16 protein-coding genes are annotated in these 19,039 nt (G+C 74.2%); 4 read left to right on the top strand and 12 right to left on the bottom strand.

What is annotated here, in order from left to right; genetic code table 11:
- Positions 1–127: 127 nt before the first annotated feature.
- The 8 genes from ACIGXM_RS35395 to ACIGXM_RS35360 form a co-directional block, all read right to left on the bottom strand.
- Entirely contained in the window at positions 128–526 is a 399-nt protein-coding gene (locus ACIGXM_RS35395) for a YciI family protein (protein ID WP_396568231.1), read from the bottom strand.
- A 91-nt stretch (positions 527–617) separates the two neighbouring features.
- The gene (locus tag ACIGXM_RS35390) at positions 618–1,532 is read right to left on the bottom strand and encodes a DMT family transporter (RefSeq protein WP_396568229.1); all 915 of its coding nucleotides are present in this window, start codon (positions 1,530–1,532) and stop codon (positions 618–620) included.
- 299 nt (positions 1,533–1,831) lie between these two features.
- Entirely contained in the window at positions 1,832–3,115 is a 1,284-nt protein-coding gene (locus ACIGXM_RS35385; RefSeq protein ID WP_396568228.1) for a hypothetical protein, read from the bottom strand.
- Positions 3,116–3,142: 27 nt separating this feature from the next.
- Positions 3,143–3,382, bottom strand: a complete 240-nt coding sequence (locus ACIGXM_RS35380; protein WP_396568227.1) for a hypothetical protein — start codon at positions 3,380–3,382, stop codon at positions 3,143–3,145.
- On the bottom strand, positions 3,379–5,202 hold the full coding sequence (locus ACIGXM_RS35375; RefSeq protein ID WP_396568226.1) for an FAD-dependent oxidoreductase: 1,824 nt from the start codon (positions 5,200–5,202) through the stop codon (positions 3,379–3,381). Before ACIGXM_RS35375 ends, ACIGXM_RS35380 begins: the two co-directional genes overlap by 4 nt.
- A complete protein-coding gene (locus ACIGXM_RS35370) occupies positions 5,199–6,017 on the bottom strand; it encodes a ferric reductase-like transmembrane domain-containing protein (protein ID WP_396568225.1) in 819 nt (272 codons plus the stop codon). The genes ACIGXM_RS35375 and ACIGXM_RS35370 overlap by 4 nt, the downstream gene beginning before the upstream one ends.
- Positions 6,018–6,344: 327 nt before the next feature.
- A complete protein-coding gene (locus ACIGXM_RS35365; RefSeq protein ID WP_396568224.1) occupies positions 6,345–7,781 on the bottom strand; it encodes a sensor histidine kinase in 1,437 nt (478 codons plus the stop codon).
- A complete protein-coding gene (locus tag ACIGXM_RS35360; protein WP_396568223.1) occupies positions 7,778–8,512 on the bottom strand; it encodes a response regulator transcription factor in 735 nt (244 codons plus the stop codon). Before ACIGXM_RS35360 ends, ACIGXM_RS35365 begins: the two co-directional genes overlap by 4 nt.
- A gap of 35 nt (positions 8,513–8,547) precedes the next feature.
- On the opposite strand from ACIGXM_RS35360, the gene ACIGXM_RS35355 reads away from it, so the two are divergent.
- Positions 8,548–9,144, top strand: coding sequence for a hypothetical protein (locus ACIGXM_RS35355; protein ID WP_396568222.1), 597 nt, complete (start codon positions 8,548–8,550; stop codon positions 9,142–9,144).
- Positions 9,145–9,160: 16 nt separating this feature from the next.
- On the opposite strand, the gene ACIGXM_RS35350 is transcribed toward ACIGXM_RS35355, so the two are convergent.
- Together ACIGXM_RS35350 and ACIGXM_RS35345 are read right to left on the bottom strand one after the other, a co-directional pair.
- A complete protein-coding gene (locus ACIGXM_RS35350) occupies positions 9,161–11,989 on the bottom strand; it encodes a SpoIIE family protein phosphatase (protein WP_396568221.1) in 2,829 nt (942 codons plus the stop codon).
- 63 nt (positions 11,990–12,052) lie between these two features.
- Positions 12,053–13,255: an AI-2E family transporter gene (locus ACIGXM_RS35345; protein WP_396568220.1), complete on the bottom strand. Its 1,203-nt coding sequence runs from the start codon at positions 13,253–13,255 to the stop codon at positions 12,053–12,055.
- Between the two features lie 157 nt (positions 13,256–13,412).
- On the opposite strand from ACIGXM_RS35345, the gene ACIGXM_RS35340 reads away from it, so the two are divergent.
- A complete protein-coding gene (locus ACIGXM_RS35340; protein WP_396568219.1) occupies positions 13,413–13,844 on the top strand; it encodes a PPOX class F420-dependent oxidoreductase in 432 nt (143 codons plus the stop codon).
- 267 nt (positions 13,845–14,111) lie between these two features.
- On the opposite strand, the gene ACIGXM_RS35335 is transcribed toward ACIGXM_RS35340, so the two are convergent.
- Positions 14,112–14,462 carry a beta/gamma crystallin domain-containing protein gene (locus ACIGXM_RS35335; protein ID WP_396568218.1) on the bottom strand — a complete coding sequence of 117 codons (351 nt, stop codon included), beginning with the start codon at positions 14,460–14,462 and terminating at the stop codon, positions 14,112–14,114.
- 454 nt (positions 14,463–14,916) lie between these two features.
- Here ACIGXM_RS35335 and ACIGXM_RS35330 point away from each other — a divergent pair, with 454 nt between their 5' ends.
- Positions 14,917–15,630, top strand: a complete 714-nt coding sequence (locus ACIGXM_RS35330) for a hypothetical protein (RefSeq protein ID WP_396568217.1) — start codon at positions 14,917–14,919, stop codon at positions 15,628–15,630.
- 277 nt (positions 15,631–15,907) lie between these two features.
- Here ACIGXM_RS35330 and ACIGXM_RS35325 read toward each other — a convergent pair whose 3' ends face one another.
- Positions 15,908–17,341, bottom strand: coding sequence for a PTS transporter subunit EIIC (locus tag ACIGXM_RS35325; RefSeq protein ID WP_396568216.1), 1,434 nt, complete (start codon positions 17,339–17,341; stop codon positions 15,908–15,910).
- Between the two features lie 423 nt (positions 17,342–17,764).
- On the opposite strand from ACIGXM_RS35325, the gene ACIGXM_RS35320 reads away from it, so the two are divergent.
- Positions 17,765–19,018, top strand: a complete 1,254-nt coding sequence (locus ACIGXM_RS35320; RefSeq protein ID WP_396568215.1) for a protein kinase — start codon at positions 17,765–17,767, stop codon at positions 19,016–19,018.
- The last annotated feature ends 21 nt before the right edge of the window (positions 19,019–19,039 follow it).

Genomic DNA, 19,039 nt, shown 5'->3' with positions numbered 1-19,039 from the left:
CCCGGGTCAACACCCCGATCGCGATCCGATCCGACAACCGCTCACCCGCAGGTGACTTCTTGACCTGCCCCACCCTCGCCACACCACAACCAACGAGACAAGCGAGCCAAAGTCACCAGCATTGGCCCTAGTGGCCCTGCTCGGCGGGCGGCACGGCGAACACCTCGCGCACCTCGATCGGCATGTTCAGCGGCCGTCCGCCGGGGCCGGGCGCCGCCGAGATCCGGGCGGCGATCTCGGCCGCCCGTTCGGGGCCCGCGCAGTCCGTGATCCAGTAGCCGGCCAGGAACTCCTTGGTCTCGGGGAACGGGCCCTCGGTGATCCGCGGCCTGCCGTCGGCCCCGGCGCGGACGATCCGGGTGGTGTCCGGCATGGCCAGGCCCTGCGCGTGCAGCAGCTCACCGGAGGCGGTCAGCTCGCGGTTGGTGGCCTGCATGAACGCGACGTGCGCCCGGACGTCCTGCTCGGGCCACTCGGTGATCGCCGGGAAGTCGGTGCTCCGGGCGCTGAACTGCATCAGCAGCATGTACTTCACGGCCTGCTCCTCGCGCTCTCGGCCCGGTCGCGCCCCGATCGGCGCAGCCGCCCGCTCGGGGACAAGGCCGCTCGAGGACAAGCTAGCGAGCCGTGGGCCGGTGCACGCGCGGAGCGGGGCCCTCGTCGGCCGACTGGGCCACCATCCGGGCCAGCGGAGTGCGGGCCAGCGCGACCGCGCCGACCGCGACCATCGCGGCACCCAGCAGCTCCGGGAGGATCCACCAGCCGCCGCGCACCCGTTCGTCGTACAGGGTCATCCCGAGGGTCAGGCTGACCAGCGCGTCACCCAGGGTGAGCGCGGGCTGCGAGGCGACCAGCGGGCCGGACTGCAGCGCGTTCTCCAGCAGGAACAGCGCGCCCGCCCCGGCCATCGCGAAGGCGTAGGTCTGCCAGACCAGGAAGAACGAGGCCACCCCGTGATCGGCCAGGGTGTGGGTCGCGGACTTCATCAGCGCGGCGGTCAGCGCGTAGCAGATCGCCGCGGCGGCGGCCAGGCTGCCGGCCCGGAACCGGCCCGGCGGGCGCTTGATCCCCGCGCCGGTGAGCAGCACCACCGCCCCGCCGCAGCCGATCAGCACCGGGATCCAGCGCACCAGCGGCGCGCTGGTGGCCCCGCCGGAGGGCGCGGCGGCCGCCATCGCCGTCCCCAGGCCGACCACCACGCAGGCCACCGCCAGCCAGCCGCGCGGCGGCAGCCGGCGGCGCAGCACCCGGGAGCCGATCACCAGGGCCAGCGGCAGCTCGATCACGAAGAGCGGCTGGACCACCGTCATCTCGCCACTGGCCAGCGCCGCCGCCTGGAAGATCGCCGCACCGATCACCGCCACCATGCCGACCAGCCAGACCGGCCGGTGCAGCAGGTCCAGCAGCAGGCTCGCCCGCAGCCCGGCCGACTGCGGTACGGACAGCGTCGCGAGCCGTTGCAGCACCGTGGCCACGGCGTTGCTGAGGGCCGCGCAGAGCGCGAGTCCGATCGGCAGCATGACCTGCTGCATGGGCTGGGCCTCCGTCCGGTCACCGGCAACACGGCCGCCCGCCCCGTACGTCCGCGCCGGCAGCCAGCCGGCGACGCACCGGCCACGATCATTCCTACCCCATCGGCGGCCGGGGACCACCTGTGGATGATCGGCGGGCCGGGGTCGGCCGCACCGCGTCCGGTGCGGCCGACCAGGACGGCTGCCGGAGCGTGCCGCGGCGCCCGGGGGCCGATCGGGACGGTCACCACCCGGGTGGCCGGGCGGCCCGCCCGGCCGGGTGCGGCGGGGTCCGCGCCCGCCGCACCCGCCCGGGGCGCTCAGGTGTGCACCTGCGCGTCGTCGCCCTGGCCCGGTGCGGGCGGGACGCCGGTCGGGCAGCCCAGGTTGGTGAGCGAGGCGGTGAGCCGCTGGCTGAGGAAGGTGAAGAGGCTCTGGCCGGCCTGCGGGGAGGGCGCCTGGGCGGTGAAGCGGCGGTCGAGCCGGATCCGACGGGCGCCGATCGAGGCGATCCGCGAGCAGTACGTCCGCGGGTCGCCGTTGTCCGCGTTGTTCAGCGGCGGCTGGTCCACCCCGGCCCGGTAGAGATTGGTCTTGGTCCGGCTCAGCTGGTTGTCCACCAGCACCATCGGGTCGTTGAGCGGGACCAGCGCGACCGGGGCCGTCTGGTCGGCGGCGGCCTGGAGCTCGTCGAGTCCGAGCGAGGTGGTCCGGGCGCCGGGGTCGGCCAGATCGGGCGCGGTCCACGGGGTGCACCCCAGAGCCGGGTCCTCGAAGTTGGTCAGCAGCAGGTTGTCGCTCCCGTTGACCAGTGAAGTGCTGTTCCGCACGCCCGAGTTGGCTGCGGTCTTCTGCGCGGTCCGGCCGCGCCGGTCGACCAGGTACTCGGTGGTGACGTTGTCGCTCTGGTCCTGGTCGACCAGGCCGAAGTCCCTGGTGGTCAGGCAGGGTTGACCGTCCCTGCCGGTGCCGATCGGCGGTACCGGGAGCTTTCCGGCCCGCTCGGCGGCGTTCGCGGTGGCGAAGAAGGCCGGGGCGTTGCAGTAGGCGAACTGGCCGAACGGCTGGCCCGCGGTGCCGTTGACGCAGGAGCCGGCGGCGAGTTGGCCGTTCAGGGTGAGCACGGTGCCGTTGAAACCGAACCAGATCCCGACCACGGCGTGCGCCGGCAGGGTCGGCCGTACCGGGGCGACCGCGGGCTGCCGGCCCGCGTCGGTGACCAGCGGGTCGTAGACCGAGACCGCGCCGGTGTCCCGGTCGACGATGGTGGCCTGGACGAACGCCGACTGGTTGGCGTCGGCCTCGTGGCACGGGCCCTGCCGCGGGTCGGTGGCGGTGAGGGTGTACGGGGTGGCCAGGCCGGCCGCGGTGAGCGGCGCGGCCGGCACGGTGAGGGTGCAGTTGGGGTTGGGCTGCGCGGTCGGCGCCGGACTGGGGCCGCCGGCTCGGGCGGCCGGCGTGGTGGCGGCGAAGGAGACGCCGAGCACCGAGGCGGCGGCGGCCAGCGTGCCGCCGAGGGCCAGCGCGAGGGCGGCGGCCCGGCGACCCCGGAAGCGGGTGCGGTGGCGGCCGGGGCGAGGATCCGGTCGCTGGTGGGAGGCCATCTGACAGTCCTTTACGGGGGAGGGGGATCAGTGCGGGGCGGGGGCCGCCTGGGCGACGCCCGGGCCGGAGTTCGGGGCCTGCTCGGGCGGCATCGGCGGCGCGGTCAGCAGGACGTGCAGGTAGGCGCCCATCGCGAGGGTCATCACGGTGGCGATCAGCAGCCAGCGCACGTGCAGCCGGGCGGGCAGGCCGAGCAGCCAGGGCAGCATCCCGGCGTACGGGGGACGGGGGGAGCGCCGCGTCGGGCGGCTCCTGCGGCGGCTCAACGGCGCCTCCTTCGGTTGCCGGCCCGGCCCTGTCGGGGGACCGGGTGGGGAGCGAGCGGGCTGGGCAGCGCCGCCCGGGGGCGGTCGGTCCGGCCGATGAGGTCGCGGTAGGCGAGCAACTGGCGTGGCATGTCGAAGGCGACCGCGGCCACCAGCTGCGGACCCTGCGGGGTGTCACGGGTGTAGGTGGCGACGAAGCTCTCCGAGCGCAGCGAGCCCTCGACGATCTCCACCCGCTCGCCGAGCGCCGGGATGCCGACCGCCTGCAGCCGCCTGCCGTGCTGCTCGGACCAGAACCGCGGCACCGGTGTGAACCGGGCCGCCCGGCCCGGCCCGCGGAGCAGTGAGTCGGCCGCGTGCTGGCCCATCTCGACCGCGTGGATGAGGTGTTCGATCCGGCGTGGCGTGGCGTCGAAGCGCGCGTTGGGCCAGCGGGCCACGTCGCCGGCCGCCACCACCCCCGGCACCGGTCGGCCGCCCAGGTCCAGCACGTGGCAGGTGGCGTCGCAGAGCACGCCGTCGGCGGCGTCCAGCCCGCTGCCGCGCAGCCACTCGGTGCGCGGCACGCTGCCCAGGCCCAGCACCACGAAGTCGGCGTTGACGACCTCTCCGTCGTCCAGCCGCAGCCGCAGGCCGTCGCCGGTGTCCACCCACTCGGTGATCCGGGTGCTCAGCCGGACGTCCACCCCGGCCCGGGCCTGGATCCGGCCGACCACCTCGCCCAGCCGGCGGCCGAGCACCCGGCGCAGCAGCGGAGCACTGTGCACCACCAGGGTCACGTCCATGCCGTGGTCCCGGGCGGTGCAGGCGAGTTCGCAGCCGACGAAGCCGCCGCCGAGGATCACCACGTGGTGCGCCCGGGCGGTGTGCAGGGCCCGGCGGATCGCCGCGGCGTCCTCCAGGGTCCGTACCGTGCGCACCCGTTCGCTGAAGACCGGAGCCTCGGGCAGTCGTCGGGCGTCCACCCCGGTGGCGATCACCAGCCCGTCGTACGGGAGTTGCTCCCCGCCGCGCAGTTCGATGGTGCGGGCCGCCGCGTCCAGCCCGACCATCCGGGTGTCCAGCAGCCAGTGCGCGTCGATCGGGCCGTCCACCCGGAACTCCAGCTCCTCGGCGGTCAGTTCACCGGCCAGGTACTGCTTGGAGAGCGGCGGACGGCTGTAGGCGAGCCGGGACTCCTCGCCGACCACCACCAGTTCGCCGTCGAAGCCGCGTTCGCGCAGCCGGGTCGCGGCGCTGAGACCGGCCAGGCCGCCGCCGGCCACCACGATCCGGCGCAGGCTGGGACGGGTGGCCGTGCCGCTGCGTCCGGACCTGCGGGCCGGCGCGGGCGGGGCGGCGGTGCGCACCGAGACGGCCTGCATCGGGCAGCAGCGGGCCGCCTGGCGGGCCTTGGCGGCGGAGTGGGCGGGCACGTTGGCGGTGTAGTGCAGCGATCCGCTCTCGGCGATCCGGAAGATCTCGGGGGCCTCCTGCTGGCAGATGCCGTAGATGTGGCAGCGGTTGTTGTCCACGCTCACCTTGACCGGCCCGGCCTCCGGGACGAGCTGTGGGCGCGCCGGGGAGAAGGACTCGGCGGGGATCGGCTCCGGCTCGTCGGCGGTTGGCAACGGGCTTGCGGGGAAGACGGGTTGAGGCATCGGAGCCGGAACGGGGTACCCCGGTGGCGACACCGGGACCAGCAGGCCGGGCGCCGGACCCGCTGGCGCGGGCGGCTGTGGGTAGACCGGGTAACCGACCGGCACGTACGGCGTGGGATACGTCGTGGGCACGGCCTGGGCCGGCCACTCCTGCGGCCAGGGGCTCGGTACGGTGCTCAAGCGGCGGTCTCCATCCGGAACGCGCGCTGCCGGAGCCGGGAGCGCGAGGGGATCAGCCGGATCAGGAAGGCCAGCAGGCAGGCTCCCGCGCCGGCCCCGACGCCGATCGCCACCAGGTCCAGGTGGCGCGGCTCGGGGTGCACGGTGAAGATGTGCAGCCAGATCAACCCGAATGACAGGTAGGCGAGTTGGTGAAACTTCAACCAGCGCCGGTAGCCCACCGCCTGCTGCAGCCAGACCGAACAGGCGGCTGCGATGGCCAGCTCGGTGCCGAGGATCCCGAAGCCCACCGGGACCCGCTGGAGCCCGCCCAGGAACGGGATCACCAGCTCGCGGGTGCTGATCTGCCACACCGGCTGGTAGAGGAAGGTCACGCCGTGCAGGCAGCCGAAGATCAGCGCGGAGAGCGCCAGCGTCATGTGGGCGCCGTAGACCGTGGCGCGGTTGACCACCCGCTGGAAGTACCGCATTCGCAACACCACACCGAGCACCACGGTGGCCGTCATCAGCGCGTAGGCGATCAGTGCGGCCAGCCGGGCGATCTTGTGCGATCCCATGTCGTAGGGGATCTGCTTGCGGTAGGCGTCCAGTGGCGAGCCGGGGATCACCGCCTGGTCCGGGGGCAGGTGCGCCGAGACCGTGGTCAGGTCGGCGGCGTGGGCCGGCCAGACCGGCGGGCCGAGCAGCAGCAGGACCACCAGGACGAGCGTCAGGGCCGTCGCCAGCGCGGGAAGGGCGGCGGCGCGGAGCCGGCTGTCGGGACCGCGTCGCCCCGTGCCCGGCCGGCCGCTGGGGGACGCTGCGTCAGCAACCATGTGTCGTGACTTCCTTGCTTCGTGTCCGCTGCGGGCCGGTCGGCGGACCGAGTCCGACGCCCCGGGCGCCCGCATCTCATCGCCGGACAGGGGGGATTGGCCGCCCGATCGAGTGGGCAACAGAGCCCTTCGGGGGATCACCGTCTCCGGCATCGCCGAGCGTAGGGGCGCGCGACCCGGCCGAGGTCCGGGAGCGTGGGTCGCTAAGAAAGCCCTAATGTTCCCCTCAGGTGATGCTTGGCAACCTCAACTGGTACGTACCAAAAGGGCGTTCCCCGGATCCCTGCTCGGATCCGGGGAACGCCCTGACCAGCGTGCTCAGTGTGCTCAGCGCGCGGTGCGCCGGCCGAGCCACCTGGGCAGCCCGCGCCGGCGGGCCCGCCCGTCCCGGCCGCGCCGGTGCCGCCAGCGCCGCCGCCCGCCGCCGCCCGACTCGGCGGCCAGTCCGAGCGTCACCTCCACCCGGGCGCCGCCGAGCGGGCCGCGCAGGATCCGCAGCTGCCCGCCGGTGGCCGCGGCCGCCTGCCGGGCGATGTCCAGCCCCAGTCCGGTGGAGCCGCCGACGCTCACCCCGCGGGAGAGTGCGCTGCGCGGGTCGGCGATCCCGGGGCCGGCGTCGTCCACCAGTAGCAGCACGCTCTGCGCGGTCCGCTCGACCGTCACCGCGAACGCGGTGCCCTGCGGCGTGTGTCGGAAGACGTTGCCGACCAGCGCGTCCACCACGGCCGCCAGGTCGTCCTCCGGTACCCGGACCGGGGTCGGCTCGTCGGTCGCCGTGAAGCCGCAGCCGCGGTCCTGCTGCTCGGCCAGCACGGACCAGAAGCCGACCCGGTGCGCGGCCACCTCGGTGGCCTCGGTGAACCCGCCGACCGGCCTGGCCCGACGGCCGGCGCCGCGGCCCTGGCCGTCCCCGCGCTGCGGCGGCCGGACGGCCAGCGGGGTGCGGGCGGCCAGGATGATCGAGTCCAGCTCGCCCTCCAGGTGGTGCACCGCCGAGGTGATCCGCTGGGCCCCGGCCACCGGGCCGATCTGCTCGGCCGCCAGGTGCAGCGCCATCAGCGGAGTCCGCAGCCGGTGCGACAAGTCGGCCACCAACTCTCGCTCGGTGGCCAGTAGTTGGGTGATCCGGTCGGCCATCGCGTTGAACGCCAGCCCGGCCTCGTGGAGTTCGGGCGGCCCGCCGGGCGCCACCCGGACGTCCAGGTCGCCGCCGCCTAGCGTGTTCGAGGCCCGGGACAGGCTCCGGGCGGAGCGCACCAGTTGGGCCGCGAGCCGGTCCGCGACCAGCACCGACCCGGTCACCAGGCCGAGCGCCAGCAGCGACATCACCGTCCAGCCGGTCGCCACGCCCTGGGTCAACGCGGCCTGCGGGACGAACTCCTCGACCACCGCGACCCGGTCCTGCGCCAGCAGCACCGGTTGCAGGTAGTCCCAACCGCCCGGGACGTCCCGGGCGATCGACTCACGCTGCCCGGTGGCCTGCGCCAGCAGCGCGCCGGGCGCGTGCGAGGTGCCGATCAGCACGCCGCCGGGCAGGTGCACGCAGAGCCGGCCGGTCGGGTCGACTCCGCTCACCACCCCGCGCAGATCGGCCGGTTGGGTGGACAGCGCCAGTACCGGTGCCACCGCGGCGGTCCGTTGCTCGGCCGACTGGGTCGCCTGGGTACGCACCTGGGTGCGCAGCAACACCGCCAGCGGGATCAGGAAGGAGAGCGCCACCATGGCGGTCACGGCCAGCGCCACCATGGCCAGCGTCCGTCTCACTGAGGCGACACCAGCTTCACGCCCACCCCGCGCACGGTGTGCAGGTAGCGTGGCCGCACGGCCCGTTCGCCGAGCTTGCGGCGCAGGCAGGAGAGGTGCACGTCGACGGTCTGCTCGTCCACGTACGGCTGGCGCCACACCTCGGCGAGGATCTGCCGGCGCGACACCACCCGACCGGCGTTCCGGGCCAGGAACTCCAGCAGGTCGAACTCGCGCCGGGTCAGGCCGAGTTCACGCTCCGAGAGATGCGCGGTGCGGGCCAGCGGGTCGATCCGCAGCTCGCCCACGGTCAACCGCTCGGCGGGCTGCCGGTCCGGATAGCCGGCACTGGGCAGACCGCGCGCCGTCGCTCCGACCGCCCCCGGCCCGCGCTCGTAGCGCCGCAGCACCGCGCTCAGCCGGGCGATCAACTGGCCACCGGAGAAGGGCTTGACGAGATAGTCGTCGGCCCCCGCGTTGAGCAGTTTGATGACCTCCAGGTCGTCGTCACGGGCGGTGGCGACCAGGACCGGCACCTGTGACAGGCCGCGGATCATCCGCAGCGCGTCGGCGCCGTCGAGGTCGGGCAGGCCGAGGTCGAGCACCACCGCGTCGGGCTGCCACTGGGTGATCTCCCGCAGGGCGCCGAAGCCGTCGGGCGAACTGCGCACCAGATGGCCCTGGGCACTGAGCAGTTCTATCAGCGAGGTGCGGATGACCGGGTCGTCTTCCACGACGAGGACGGACGTCATGCAGCACACCGTAGCCGATGAGGCAGGATGGCCCGGTGCGACCTGTTCTGCGGTACCCGCTCATCTGGTTGGGCTGCACGGCCGTCAGCGTCGGCGCCGTGATGTTCACGGTGGTCTACGTGGCCGGCACCGGCGCGGCCGGCCTGCCCGTCTCCCGTACGGTGATCGCCACCGCGGTGGCTGTCCCGATCGAGGACACCCCGAGCCCGTCACCCAGCGGGCAGATCGGCGACGCCGTCAGCGGGGCGGCCAGCGTGCCGCCCACCGCCTCCCCGACGCCTTCGCCCAGCCCCACCCCGCCGCCGGCGCCGACCAGCGCCCCGCCGCCACCACCGCCGAGTTCGGCCCCGCCCGCGCCGGCCCCCACGCCCGCGGCCAGCCCCAGCTGCGGGCCGGACGCCGCCGTGCACACCTTCCAGTCCAGCGGCGGCACCGCCACGGTGGCCTTCGGTGCGGCCGGCGTCTGCCTGGTCACCGTGGTCCCGGCCACCGGCTTCACCGCCGCGGCGCGGCAGGTCGACCGCAACACCCTGGTGGTGACCTTCAGCAGCGCGCAGGGCCAGTCGAAGATCACCGTCACCAGCCAGTCCGAGTCCGCCAACGCCACCATCGAGAACGCCCCGGCCTCCTGAGGGCGGGCCCGAGCGGTCACTCCACCGGCAGGTCGGCGAGGAACTCGGCCCGCAGCGCCGCCGCGCCGTCCAGCAGTTGCTCGCTCCAGATCACCTTGCCGCTGGGGATGTACCGGGTGCCCCAGCGCTCGGCGAACTGCGCCACCAGGAACAGCCCGCGCCCGCCCTCGTCCAGGGTCGCCGCGTACCGCAGGTGCGGCGCGGTGCTGCTGGCGTCGGAGACCTCGCAGATCAGGGTCCGGTCGTAGAGCAGCCGGACCCGGATCGGCTCGGCGCCGTAGCGGATGGCGTTGGTGAGCAGCTCGCTGAGGATCAGTTCGGTGACGAAGGACGCCTCGTCGAGTCCCCAGGCCGCCAGCTGTCGGCTCACCGCGGCCCGTACGCCGCTGACCGCCGCCGGGTCGGACGGCACGTCCCACTCGGCGATCCGGTCGCGGGCCAGCACCCGGGTACCGGCCACCAGCAGCGCGATGTCGTCGCTCGGCCGGGCGGGCAGCAGCACGTCGAGGACGGCCTGGCAGATCTCTTCCGGAGTCCGGTCGTACGCGTGGTGCAGGGTGTCCCGCAGCAGGTTCAGCCCGACGTCGAGGTCGCGATCGCGGTCCTCGACCAGGCCGTCGGTGTACAGCACCAGCCGGCTGCCCTCGGGGAGCCGCAGCTCGGCGGTCTCGAACGGCAGCAGCGCGGTGCCGAGCGGCGGTCCGGCCGGCACCTCGGCGAACTCCACCGTGCCGTCCGGGTGGATCACGGCGGGTGGCGGGTGGCCGGCCCGGGCCAGCGTGCAGGTCCGGTCCACCGGGTCGTACACCGCGTAGAGGCAGCTGGCCCCGCTGACCGCGGCCTCGCGCCCACCGGTGGTGCTCTGCTCCAGGTCGATCCGGCTCACCAGCTCGTCCAGGTGGCCGAGGAGTTCGTCGGGCGGCAGGTCGAGGGTGGAGAAGTTGTGCACGGCGGTCCGCAGCCGGCCCATGGTCGCGGCGGCGTGCAGACCGTGCCCGACCACGTCGCCCACCACCAGCGCCACCCGGGTGCTGGTCAGCGGGATCACGTCGAACCAGTCGCCGCCCACCCCCGCCTGGGCGGGCAGGTAGCGGTAGGCGACCTCCAGCGCGGTCTGCTCCGGCAGGCCGCGTGGCAGCAGGCTGTGCTGCAGGGTAACCGCCAGTGCGTGCTCGCGGGTGTAGCGGCGGGCGTTGTCGATGCAGAGCGCGGCGTGCGCGACCAGTTCCTCGGCCAGCGACTGGTCGTCCTCGTCGAACGGTTCCGGCTGCTCCATCCGGAAGAAGTTGGCCACGCCCAGCATCGCGCCGCGGGCCCGCAGCGGGACGGTGATCAGCGAGTGCAGGCCGTACTCGATGATCCGGGTGGTGTGCGCGGGCTTCTGGGCCCGCCAGTCGGTGGCGTCGGCGAGCACCGGCGCGAGCTTGGCCCGTCCGGTGTCCAGGGTCCAGGCCTGCGGGGCGGTCGGGGCGAAGACGATGCTCCGGCCCACCGGGTAGAGCGGGACGTCCGCCCGGATGCCGCCGACGGCCACCCGTCGCATCGGCATGCCGTGGATGGTCGGGGCCTCGTCGCCGATCAGCACGGCCTCGGCCAGGTCGATGGTGACGAAGTCGGCGAACCGCGGCACGGCCACCTGGGCCAGCTCCTCGGCCGTCCGGGTGACGTCCAGGGTGGTGCCGATCGCCATGCTGGCCTCGTGCAGCAGCCGCAGCCGGCCGCGGGCCAGGTCGGCCCGCCCGGTCAGCGCGAGCAGCTCGGTGGAGTCGCGCAGGGTGGCCACGCTGCCCGGCGGCCCGCCGTTGCGGTCGGTCGGCCGGACGTTCACCGCCAGCAGCCGTGCGCCCGCGCCGACCACGTGGTCGGTGACCGGCGAGCCATGGCTCAGCAGCTCGGCCAGCCGCTCGTTCAGGCCCAGCTCGCCGAGCAGGCGGCCCTCGGCGTCCTCCGGCAGGTCCAGCAGCCGGCTCGCCTCGTCGTTGACCAGCAGCACCCGGTTCCGGTCGTCGACGATCAGCACGCCCTCGCGGACGGAGTGCAGCACCGCGTCGTGGTGCTGGTACATCCGGGTCATCTCGGCCGGCCCGAGGCCGAGCGTCTGACGCCGCAGCCGCCGGCTGACCAGCGCGGTACCGGCGGTGGACAGGCCCAGCGCGACGGCCGCCCCGCCCAGCAGCAGTGGCAGCTCGCGGTCGGCCACCCCGCTGACCTTCTTGATCGTGATACCGGCCGAGACCAGCCCGACCACCTTGCCGTTGCTCGGGTCGTCCACCGGCACCACCGCCTGCACCAGCCGGCCGATGGTCCCGTTGATCGTCTCGGTGATCGGGTGCCCGGCCAGCGGTGGTCCGATCGTGCCGACGAACTTGTGGCCGATCCGGGCCGGGTTGGGGTGGGTGTAGCGGATTCCCTGGGTGTTGGTGACCACGATGAAGTCGACCCCGGAGGTGACCCGGGCCGCCTCGGCCCGTGGTTGCAGGATCGCGGTCGGGTCGGGGGAGGCCAGCGCGGCCGCGATCCCGGGGGAGTTGGCGAAGGTCTGGGCCACCGCGAGGGAGCGGTTGCGGGCCTCGGCCGTGCTGTCGCGCTGGGCCTGCACGAGGAGTTCCAGCACCGCGAACACGATCAGCAGCAGCACGATGACGACCTGCAGGATGAACACCTGCCCCGCGACACTGCGCACGTTCAGCACCGACCACGGGCGCCGCTGCGCCGGCCGCTGCGGGTCCTGGTGCTGGTGCTGCTCCTGCGACGGGTTCCGACGCAGGTCAGGCCGACTCCGTGGGTGCCGACCTGAGGTACGGGGGGCCGACAGGGCCCAGGACCGGCCCCAAAACCGGGCCATACGCCATGTCTACACTGGTTGCCCGCCGGAGGCCAACGGAGTCCGGCCACCTGGCGGAGGCGGTCAGCGGCCTGCTGGCGGGCCGCGGTGGCGGCGGCCCGGAGGCCCGCGCAGCTCGCAGACCACGGCCCAGGCCACCGAGACCACGGGCACCGCGACCACCGCTCCGAGCACCCCCTCCAGCACCGCGCCGCCGGCGACCGACAGAGCGACCGCGACCGGGTGGATCCGCACCGCCCAGCCCATCACCAGCGGGTGCAGCACGTGCCCCTCGATCTGGCCGATGACCACGATCAGCGCCAGCACGATCAGCGCCACCACCGGCCCCCGGGTGGCCAGTGCGACCACCGCCGCCACGGCCAGCGCGATCGGCGAGCCGACCAGCGGGACCAGGGTGGCGAAGAACTCCAGCAGGGTCAACGGCAGTGCCAGCGGGACCCGCAGCAGCGCCAGCGCGACGCCGACCAGCGCGGCGTTGCTGGCGGCGACGATGACGATCCCCCGGGTGTAACCCGCGAAGGTCCGCCAGGCCACCCGTCCGACCCGGTCCCAGGTGGACCGGGCAGCGGTCGGCAGCTGGTCCTCGGCCCAGCGCCACATCCGGTCCCCGGAGTGGATGAAGAAGATCGAGCAGAACAGCGCCAGCGCCCCCACGGTGGCGAACTCCACCACCCGGCTGGCCCCGCTCACCGCGGTGCTGATCAGCGTCGAGCGGTGCGCGGACAGGTAGGACGCGATCTTCCCCTGCAGTCCGGTCAGGGCCCCCGCCCGGACCCGGAACGGCGGCCCCTCCAGCCACTGCTCGATCCGCCCCAGCCCGCCGCCGAACTCCCGACCCAGCCGGCCCGACTCACTCGCCACCACCTCGCCCACCAGCGCGAACAGGCCGCCCAGCAACACCAGGGCGCCGAGCAGCGCGAAGAGCACCGCGAGCGGGCGGGGCAGCGCCCGGCCCAGCAGGTCGGCGGCCGGGCGCAGCACCGAGGTCACCACCAGCGCCAGGAAGAGCGCGATCGCGAGCAGCTCCAGCCGCTGCACCACCAGGTAGGCGGCGTATCCGGCCACCCCGACGACCAGCAGCCGCCAGGCGTACCCGGCCGTCCGGCGCAGCGCCGGTCCGACCGTCGACGGCGCCGCGCGGGCCGGGCCCCGGGACGGGTGGGCGGTGGCGGTGGTCCGCGTCCGCGGCGGGCGGCTGCCGAGCACCGTCGGCTGCCGCGCCCGTTCCCGTCCGGGCCTGGACCGGCCCTGGTCACGGTCGTCCATCCGGCCTCGCCTTTCGCCGTCGTTCCGGTGCCGGGAGGTGGCGCCCACACGTCCAGCGTGCAGCAAGCTCGCCCGGACGGCGGGTCGGATGGGCGGGGCACGGGCCGCTGCCCGGGACGTAGGATCCGGAGCGTCCCCGAACGGTGGAGGGAGCGGTATGTCCGGAGAGACCGAGCAGGTGCGACTCGAAGAGCTGCTGAGCGCGGCGCGTGGTGGTGTGCTGGTCACCCTGAAGCGCGACGGCCGACCGCAACTCTCCAACGTCAACCACGTCTTCGACCCGGGGACCGGGCTGTTGCGGATCTCCTCCACCGACGACCGGGCCAAGGTCCGCAACCTGCGCCGCGACCCGCGCGCGAGCTTCCACGTCAGCACCGGAACCATGGGCGCCTACGCGGTGGCCGAGGGCGACGCCGACCTCTCGCCGGTGGCGGCGGCCCCCGACGACCCGACCGTCGACGAGCTCGTCGCCGTCTACCGCGCCAACGCCGGTGAGCACCCGGACTGGGCGGAGTTCCGCGCCGCGATGGTCGCCGAACGCCGGGTCGTGATCCGTATCGCGGTCAGCCGTGTCTACGGCCGTGCCTAGGGTCCGCTCCCGGTTCGGATCCCCGAGGCGCCGGGCGGAGCCGGCCGGGCACGGTCCGACCGCGGAGCACGGACAGTTCCAGCGCGGTGGGAACGGGGGCGGGACGAGCGATGCCGGCCACGCCCGGAACGGCGTGACCGGCATCAGCAGGCCGGGCGCGAGCGGATGTGCGCCGCGGAGAATCCGATGTTCGCCCGGGACGCGGTGGCACCGCGGAATGGACGGGCAGGGGAAACGGCCGTTCCGCGATGCCGGCCCGTCAAATCCTCACAGGATCTGGATGGCGACGACCTTCGGCGGACGGTTCGGGAAGGTGATGTCGTGCCAGCGCTCGATCTTCACCGAGTCACCGTTGGCGTCGTAGTAGATCAGGTCGTTGTTCCCGGTGGAGATCCGGTCGACCCACCACCCGCCGAAGTCCGTCTTCCCGCCGTTCGCGTAGCAGTCGACGCTCTGGCGGTCGTCGAGGTGCGACCAGATCTTCAGGAAGTTCTCGCCACCGACGCACTGCACGTGGTCGATGGCGAAGGCGGTGCCGCTCGGCACGCCGAGGGTGAACGCGGCGGCCGCGGCGAGCGCCACGGCCACGGAACGCACGACCTTCTTCTTTGAGATCAAAATTTCTCCTAAATTCGAATACCGAACCGGGAGGTGAATTCGCGACCACCGTGGACGGCGTCGCACCGGACAAGCATCTCGATGGCCCGCGGTGCGGGAATCACGTCACCGCGTCTCGTGCTTGCACAAACGAAGATCCAGCACAAAAGCCGTGCATGGCAATCTCTTTACCATCCCTGGCTCGAAGTGGTGGCACAATGTCCGGATCGCGCCTGGCTGGGGGGAGTTGGGAGGATTCGAACCTGCGGTCGACGGTCATGGCCGCCCTCGTCCCCGTGACGCCGGACGACCCGGTCCGGCCCTGTCGCCAACCTCCGCGGTCGGCACACCCGGGGCCTCGCGCGGCGGTCGGCCGAAAGTGGCTGGTGGGTGGGCACGCGTGTGGGGCCTTCGTGCCGCGGGTGGCGGAAAACCGTTCGACGGGCCAGGCCGGGGCCGGCCATGATGCGCACTCGTGACGACGTCGAAGCAGTCCCTGGTCCGCGCCGGTGCCCACAACAACGCCGCGTGGTGCGCAGCGATGAGCCGATCGCACGGCCTGGCCGGTGAGTTCGGGGCGCAGGCCTGGGCCGCCCCGGTCCGGACGCCGCGGTACTACCCGGACGCGGTGACGCTGCTGCCGGGCGCCGACCCGGCCGCCCTGGTGGCCCGGATCGACACCGCCGCGCCCGGCGCCTCCGTCAAGGACAGCTTCGCCGACCTCGACCTGACGGGGGCCGGCTTCCAGGTGCTGTTCGAGGCGCAGTGGATCCACCGCCCGGCGGGTGCGCCCGCCGTCGCGTCGGATCTCGGCTGGGACGTGGCGGGCGACCCGGACGCGCTGCTCGCCTGGGCGCTCGCCTGGGACGGCGGGGACGGCAGCGCGGATCTCTTCCGGCCCGAGCTGCTCGACGACCCTGACACCTATCTGCTCGCCGGGCGGTCCGCCGACGGTCGGGTGGTGGCCGGAGCGGTGGCGAGCCGCGGTGACCACGTGGTCGGAGTGTCCAACGTCTTCGCTCGGGACGGCGGCCCCGACGCGGCCTGGCCGGTCGTACTGGACGCGGTGCGCCACCTGTTCCCCACCTTGCCGGTGGTCGGCTACGAGCACGGCGATGACCTGGCGGCCGCCGTCCGCCACGGCTTCGAGCCGGTCGGTCCGCTGCGGGTCTGGCTGCACGGCCGGTGAGCGGGCCCCAGCCGGCGGCTGGGGCCCTGGTGTCCGTCGGAGCCGTCCGTCGGCGCCGGACGGTGTGACGCGCGACCAGCGGCCCTCGTGCCCGAAGCCGCCGCCCAGTTGGGTGGGTTGCCGCCGGACATCCAGCCCGTGGTGTTGGTGCCTCCGGCGCGGTCGTAGTACCAGGTGTTGCCGTAGTCGTTGCCGGCCGGTGGGGCCGTTGGCACGCGCGGTGTGCCGGTGGCGGCCGGTCCGTCGGGTGGCTGGGCGGGTGCGCCGCTCGGAACGGTCAGTGGACGTCGGTCGGCTCGCCGGCCGGGGTGGCGTTCAGGGTGGTGAGCATGGCGGGCGTGAAGCCGAAGCAGTAGGTGGCCAGGAAGCCCGTCAGGTAGCCGGCGGCCAGGCCGGCCGCGTAGACGGCGGCGGTGGCGGCCGGGCCGTGGCCACCCTTGAGGAGGGGGAACAGGGCCCAGCCGGAGGGGCCGATCGCGGTGGCGCCGACGCCGCTGCCGAGCTGGTCGAAGAGGCCGACCAGGGCGCCGCCTGCCGCGCCACCGAGACAGGCCGTCACGAAGGGGCGGCCCAGCGGCAGCGAGACGCCGTAGATCAGCGGCTCGCCGACGCCCAGCAGGCCGGCCGGGAGGGCGGATCGGATGGTGGCGCGGAGCGAGGGGTTGCGCGGCAGCCGGAGGTAGATCGCGATCGCCGCGCCGACCTGGCCCGCGCCGGCCATCGCCAGGATCGGCAGCAGCGGGGTGGCGCCCTGCTGCGCGATCAGGGTGGTGTGGATCGGGATCAGCGCCTGGTGCAGGCCCAGCGTCACCAGCGGCAGGAAGAGACCGCCCAGCAGCAGCCCGGTGAACAGCCCACCGTGTGACAGCAGTTGGCCGACGCCGGTGCCGACCGCGGCGGAGACCCGGCCGGCGGCGTACATCAGGCCGAAGAGCGTGACCAGCCCGGTGATCAGTACGGTCAGGGTGGGGGTGAGCAGCGCCTCCAGCGCCCCGGGCAGCAGGCGTCGGAACCGCTTCTCCAGCCAGACCGCCAGCAGTGCCGCGCCCAGCGCGCCGAGCACGCCGCCCTGGCCGGGCGAGAGTCGCGTGCCGAGGACCGAGACGCCGGCCACTCCCGGGTAGACGATCACCGCCGCGACCGCGCCCCCGATGACCGGAGTCCCGCCGAACACCTGGGCCGTCTGGTAGCCGACGAACACCACGATCAGCGACAGGAACGCGGCACCGATCGCACCGAGCGCCGGGACCAGGGAAGGCAGCCAACCCAGGTTCACCAGCAGCCCGTTGAGGCCGGAGACCACACCGCAGCCGATCAGCGCCGGGATCAGCGGGACGAAGACGTCGGCGATCCGGTGCAACAGCAGCCGTCCCGGGGTGGCGTTGCGCGCCCGCTGCTCGGTGCGTAACGCGGCACCACGGTGGGCCAGTTCGTCGGCGTCGACCGGCCGTGGCCGGTCGGTGAGGAGCTGTGCGAACTCCGCGCTGACCCGGTCGACCACGCCCGGGCCGAGTACGATCTGGTACGTGTCGTCCGGGATCACGCCCAACACGGCTGGCAGTGCGGCGAGTTCGGCTTCGCGGACCAACTCGCGGTCGCGCACCCCGAGGCGTAGTCGGGTCAGGCAGTGGGCGAGAGAGGTGACGTTGTCGGGGCCGCCGACCAGAGTGAGGACGGCGGCGGCCGTGGCGCGGTGCGGGCCGTCAGCCACGGTCGGTCCGCGGGATCCGGCAGCGGGCGAAGGCGTTGGCGCCCGCGCGGGCGCGGAGCCTGGAACGGTTGGGCATGGCGACAGCAAAGCATCCACCCGCGCCCGTCGCGGCGATCGCGACGGAGTGAGTCACCCGCCTTGAGCAATGGACGTGGGCGTGCGGCGCGGGTTCCGGCTCCGGATCGGGGCCTCGGTGGTGTCGCGGGTGCGGCCCTCGGGAGCCGGCCGGCCCCCGCGCGGGGGCCGGCCGTCGGGGGTGACGCGATCTTGGCCAGAAAGGCTCTCCTGGTCCCCGCCCCCGTCGACCCGCTCCGCCTTCCACAGGGTTTTCACATGATTGCGCGCTACGGTCCAGCGTTTCCGGTGGGTCCATCGGAGACGGGCCCGGCAGCCGGGGCCCGGCCGGAGAAGGGAAGGCGTGGCATGGAGCAGCAGCAGCCGTTGGGCGGCCGCTACGCCCTGGGCGAGGTGCTGGGGCGCGGTGGCATGGCCGAGGTCCGCCAGGCGCGGGACCTCCGGCTGAACCGGACCGTCGCGGTCAAGGTGCTGCGGGCGGACCTCACCGCCGACCCGTCCTGGCGGGTGCGCTTCGGCCGGGAGGCGCAGTCGGCGGCGGCGCTGAACCATCCCGGCATCGTGGCCGTCTTCGACACCGGCGAGGACGCCGTCGGTGGTGTCCCGCTGCCGTACATCGTGATGGAGCACGTCCGCGGCGCGACGCTGTCGGAGCTGCTCGCCCAGGGTGAACTGCCCAGCCCGGCAAGGGCGGTGCGGCTCACCGCCGACATCCTGGACGCCCTGGGACACGCGCACGAGCACGGCATCGTGCATCGCGACGTCAAGCCGGCGAACGTCATGGTCGCCCCGGACGGCAACGTCAAGGTGATGGACTTCGGCATCGCACACGCCCTCGCGCCCGCCGCGGGCACCGCGCTGACCCAGGCCGGGATGGTCATCGGCACCGCCGAGTACCTCTCGCCCGAGCAGGCCCGCGGCGAGCCGGTGGACGCCCGCACCGACCTCTACTCCACCGGCTGCCTGCTCTACGAACTGCTCACCGGTCAGCCGCCGTTCAGCGCGGAGACCCCGCTCGCCACCGCCTGGCGCCACCTGGAGGAGGAGCCCGTCCCGCCGTCCCGGCACCGGCCGGACCTGCCGCCCGCGCTCGACGACGTCGTGCTCACCGCGCTCGCCAAGGACCGCGACCAGCGCTTCCACGACGCGGCCGGGATGCGCGTCGCCCTCGAAGCGGCACTGCCCCGGCCCACCGGCCCGCTGACCGCCGCCGGCCCCGCCGTGGAGGAGGCGGTGACCCCGCCGGAGCCGGCCGGGGACCCGGCCCCGCCGCGTCGTCCGCGCCGCCGGGCCGGCCGGCTGACCGCGGTGCTGGCGGGCGGCACCGCGCTGGCGGCGCTGGCCGTCGGCTACACCGTCCAGCACCAGAACAGCGCGCCGACCTCGATCAAGGCTCCCGACCTGACCGGCGTGACCGTCCTCCAGGCCCGCAGGAGCGCCCGCGACGCCGGCCTGCGGATCGGCGACGTCGCCTACGGCGGCTGCCCGGTCCCGGCGCTGGCCGGAACGGTCTGCGAGCAACAGCCGGCCGCCGGCACCCCGGTCGCCCAGGGCAGCGCCCTCACCGTCCACCTGCCGGTCCCCCGCAGGGCCGTCCAGTAGCCGTGCCGCCCCGCCGGTCCT

Origin of the sequence: Kitasatospora sp. NPDC052896 (genome assembly GCF_044547075.1) — a bacterium.
Lineage (GTDB): Bacteria > Actinomycetota > Actinomycetes > Streptomycetales > Streptomycetaceae > Kitasatospora.
This window is presented reverse-complemented; position numbering and strand designations above follow the sequence as displayed.

Bases quoted from the DNA above. Each gene is read 5' to 3' on its own strand.
- ACIGXM_RS35395 (WP_396568231.1), bottom strand. From the start codon at position 526: ATGCTGCTGATGCAGTTCAGCGCCCGGAGCACCGACTTCCCGGCGATC.
- ACIGXM_RS35320 (WP_396568215.1), top strand. From the start codon at position 17,765: ATGGAGCAGCAGCAGCCGTTGGGCGGCCGCTACGCCCTGGGCGAGGTG.
- ACIGXM_RS35370 (WP_396568225.1), bottom strand. From the start codon at position 6,017: ATGGTTGCTGACGCAGCGTCCCCCAGCGGCCGGCCGGGCACGGGGCGA.
- ACIGXM_RS35350 (WP_396568221.1), bottom strand. From the start codon at position 11,989: ATGGCCCGGTTTTGGGGCCGGTCCTGGGCCCTGTCGGCCCCCCGTACC.
- ACIGXM_RS35360 (WP_396568223.1), bottom strand. From the start codon at position 8,512: ATGACGTCCGTCCTCGTCGTGGAAGACGACCCGGTCATCCGCACCTCG.
- ACIGXM_RS35390 (WP_396568229.1), bottom strand. From the start codon at position 1,532: ATGCAGCAGGTCATGCTGCCGATCGGACTCGCGCTCTGCGCGGCCCTC.
- ACIGXM_RS35385 (WP_396568228.1), bottom strand. From the start codon at position 3,115: ATGGCCTCCCACCAGCGACCGGATCCTCGCCCCGGCCGCCACCGCACC.
- ACIGXM_RS35345 (WP_396568220.1), bottom strand. From the start codon at position 13,255: ATGGACGACCGTGACCAGGGCCGGTCCAGGCCCGGACGGGAACGGGCG.
- ACIGXM_RS35340 (WP_396568219.1), top strand. From the start codon at position 13,413: ATGTCCGGAGAGACCGAGCAGGTGCGACTCGAAGAGCTGCTGAGCGCG.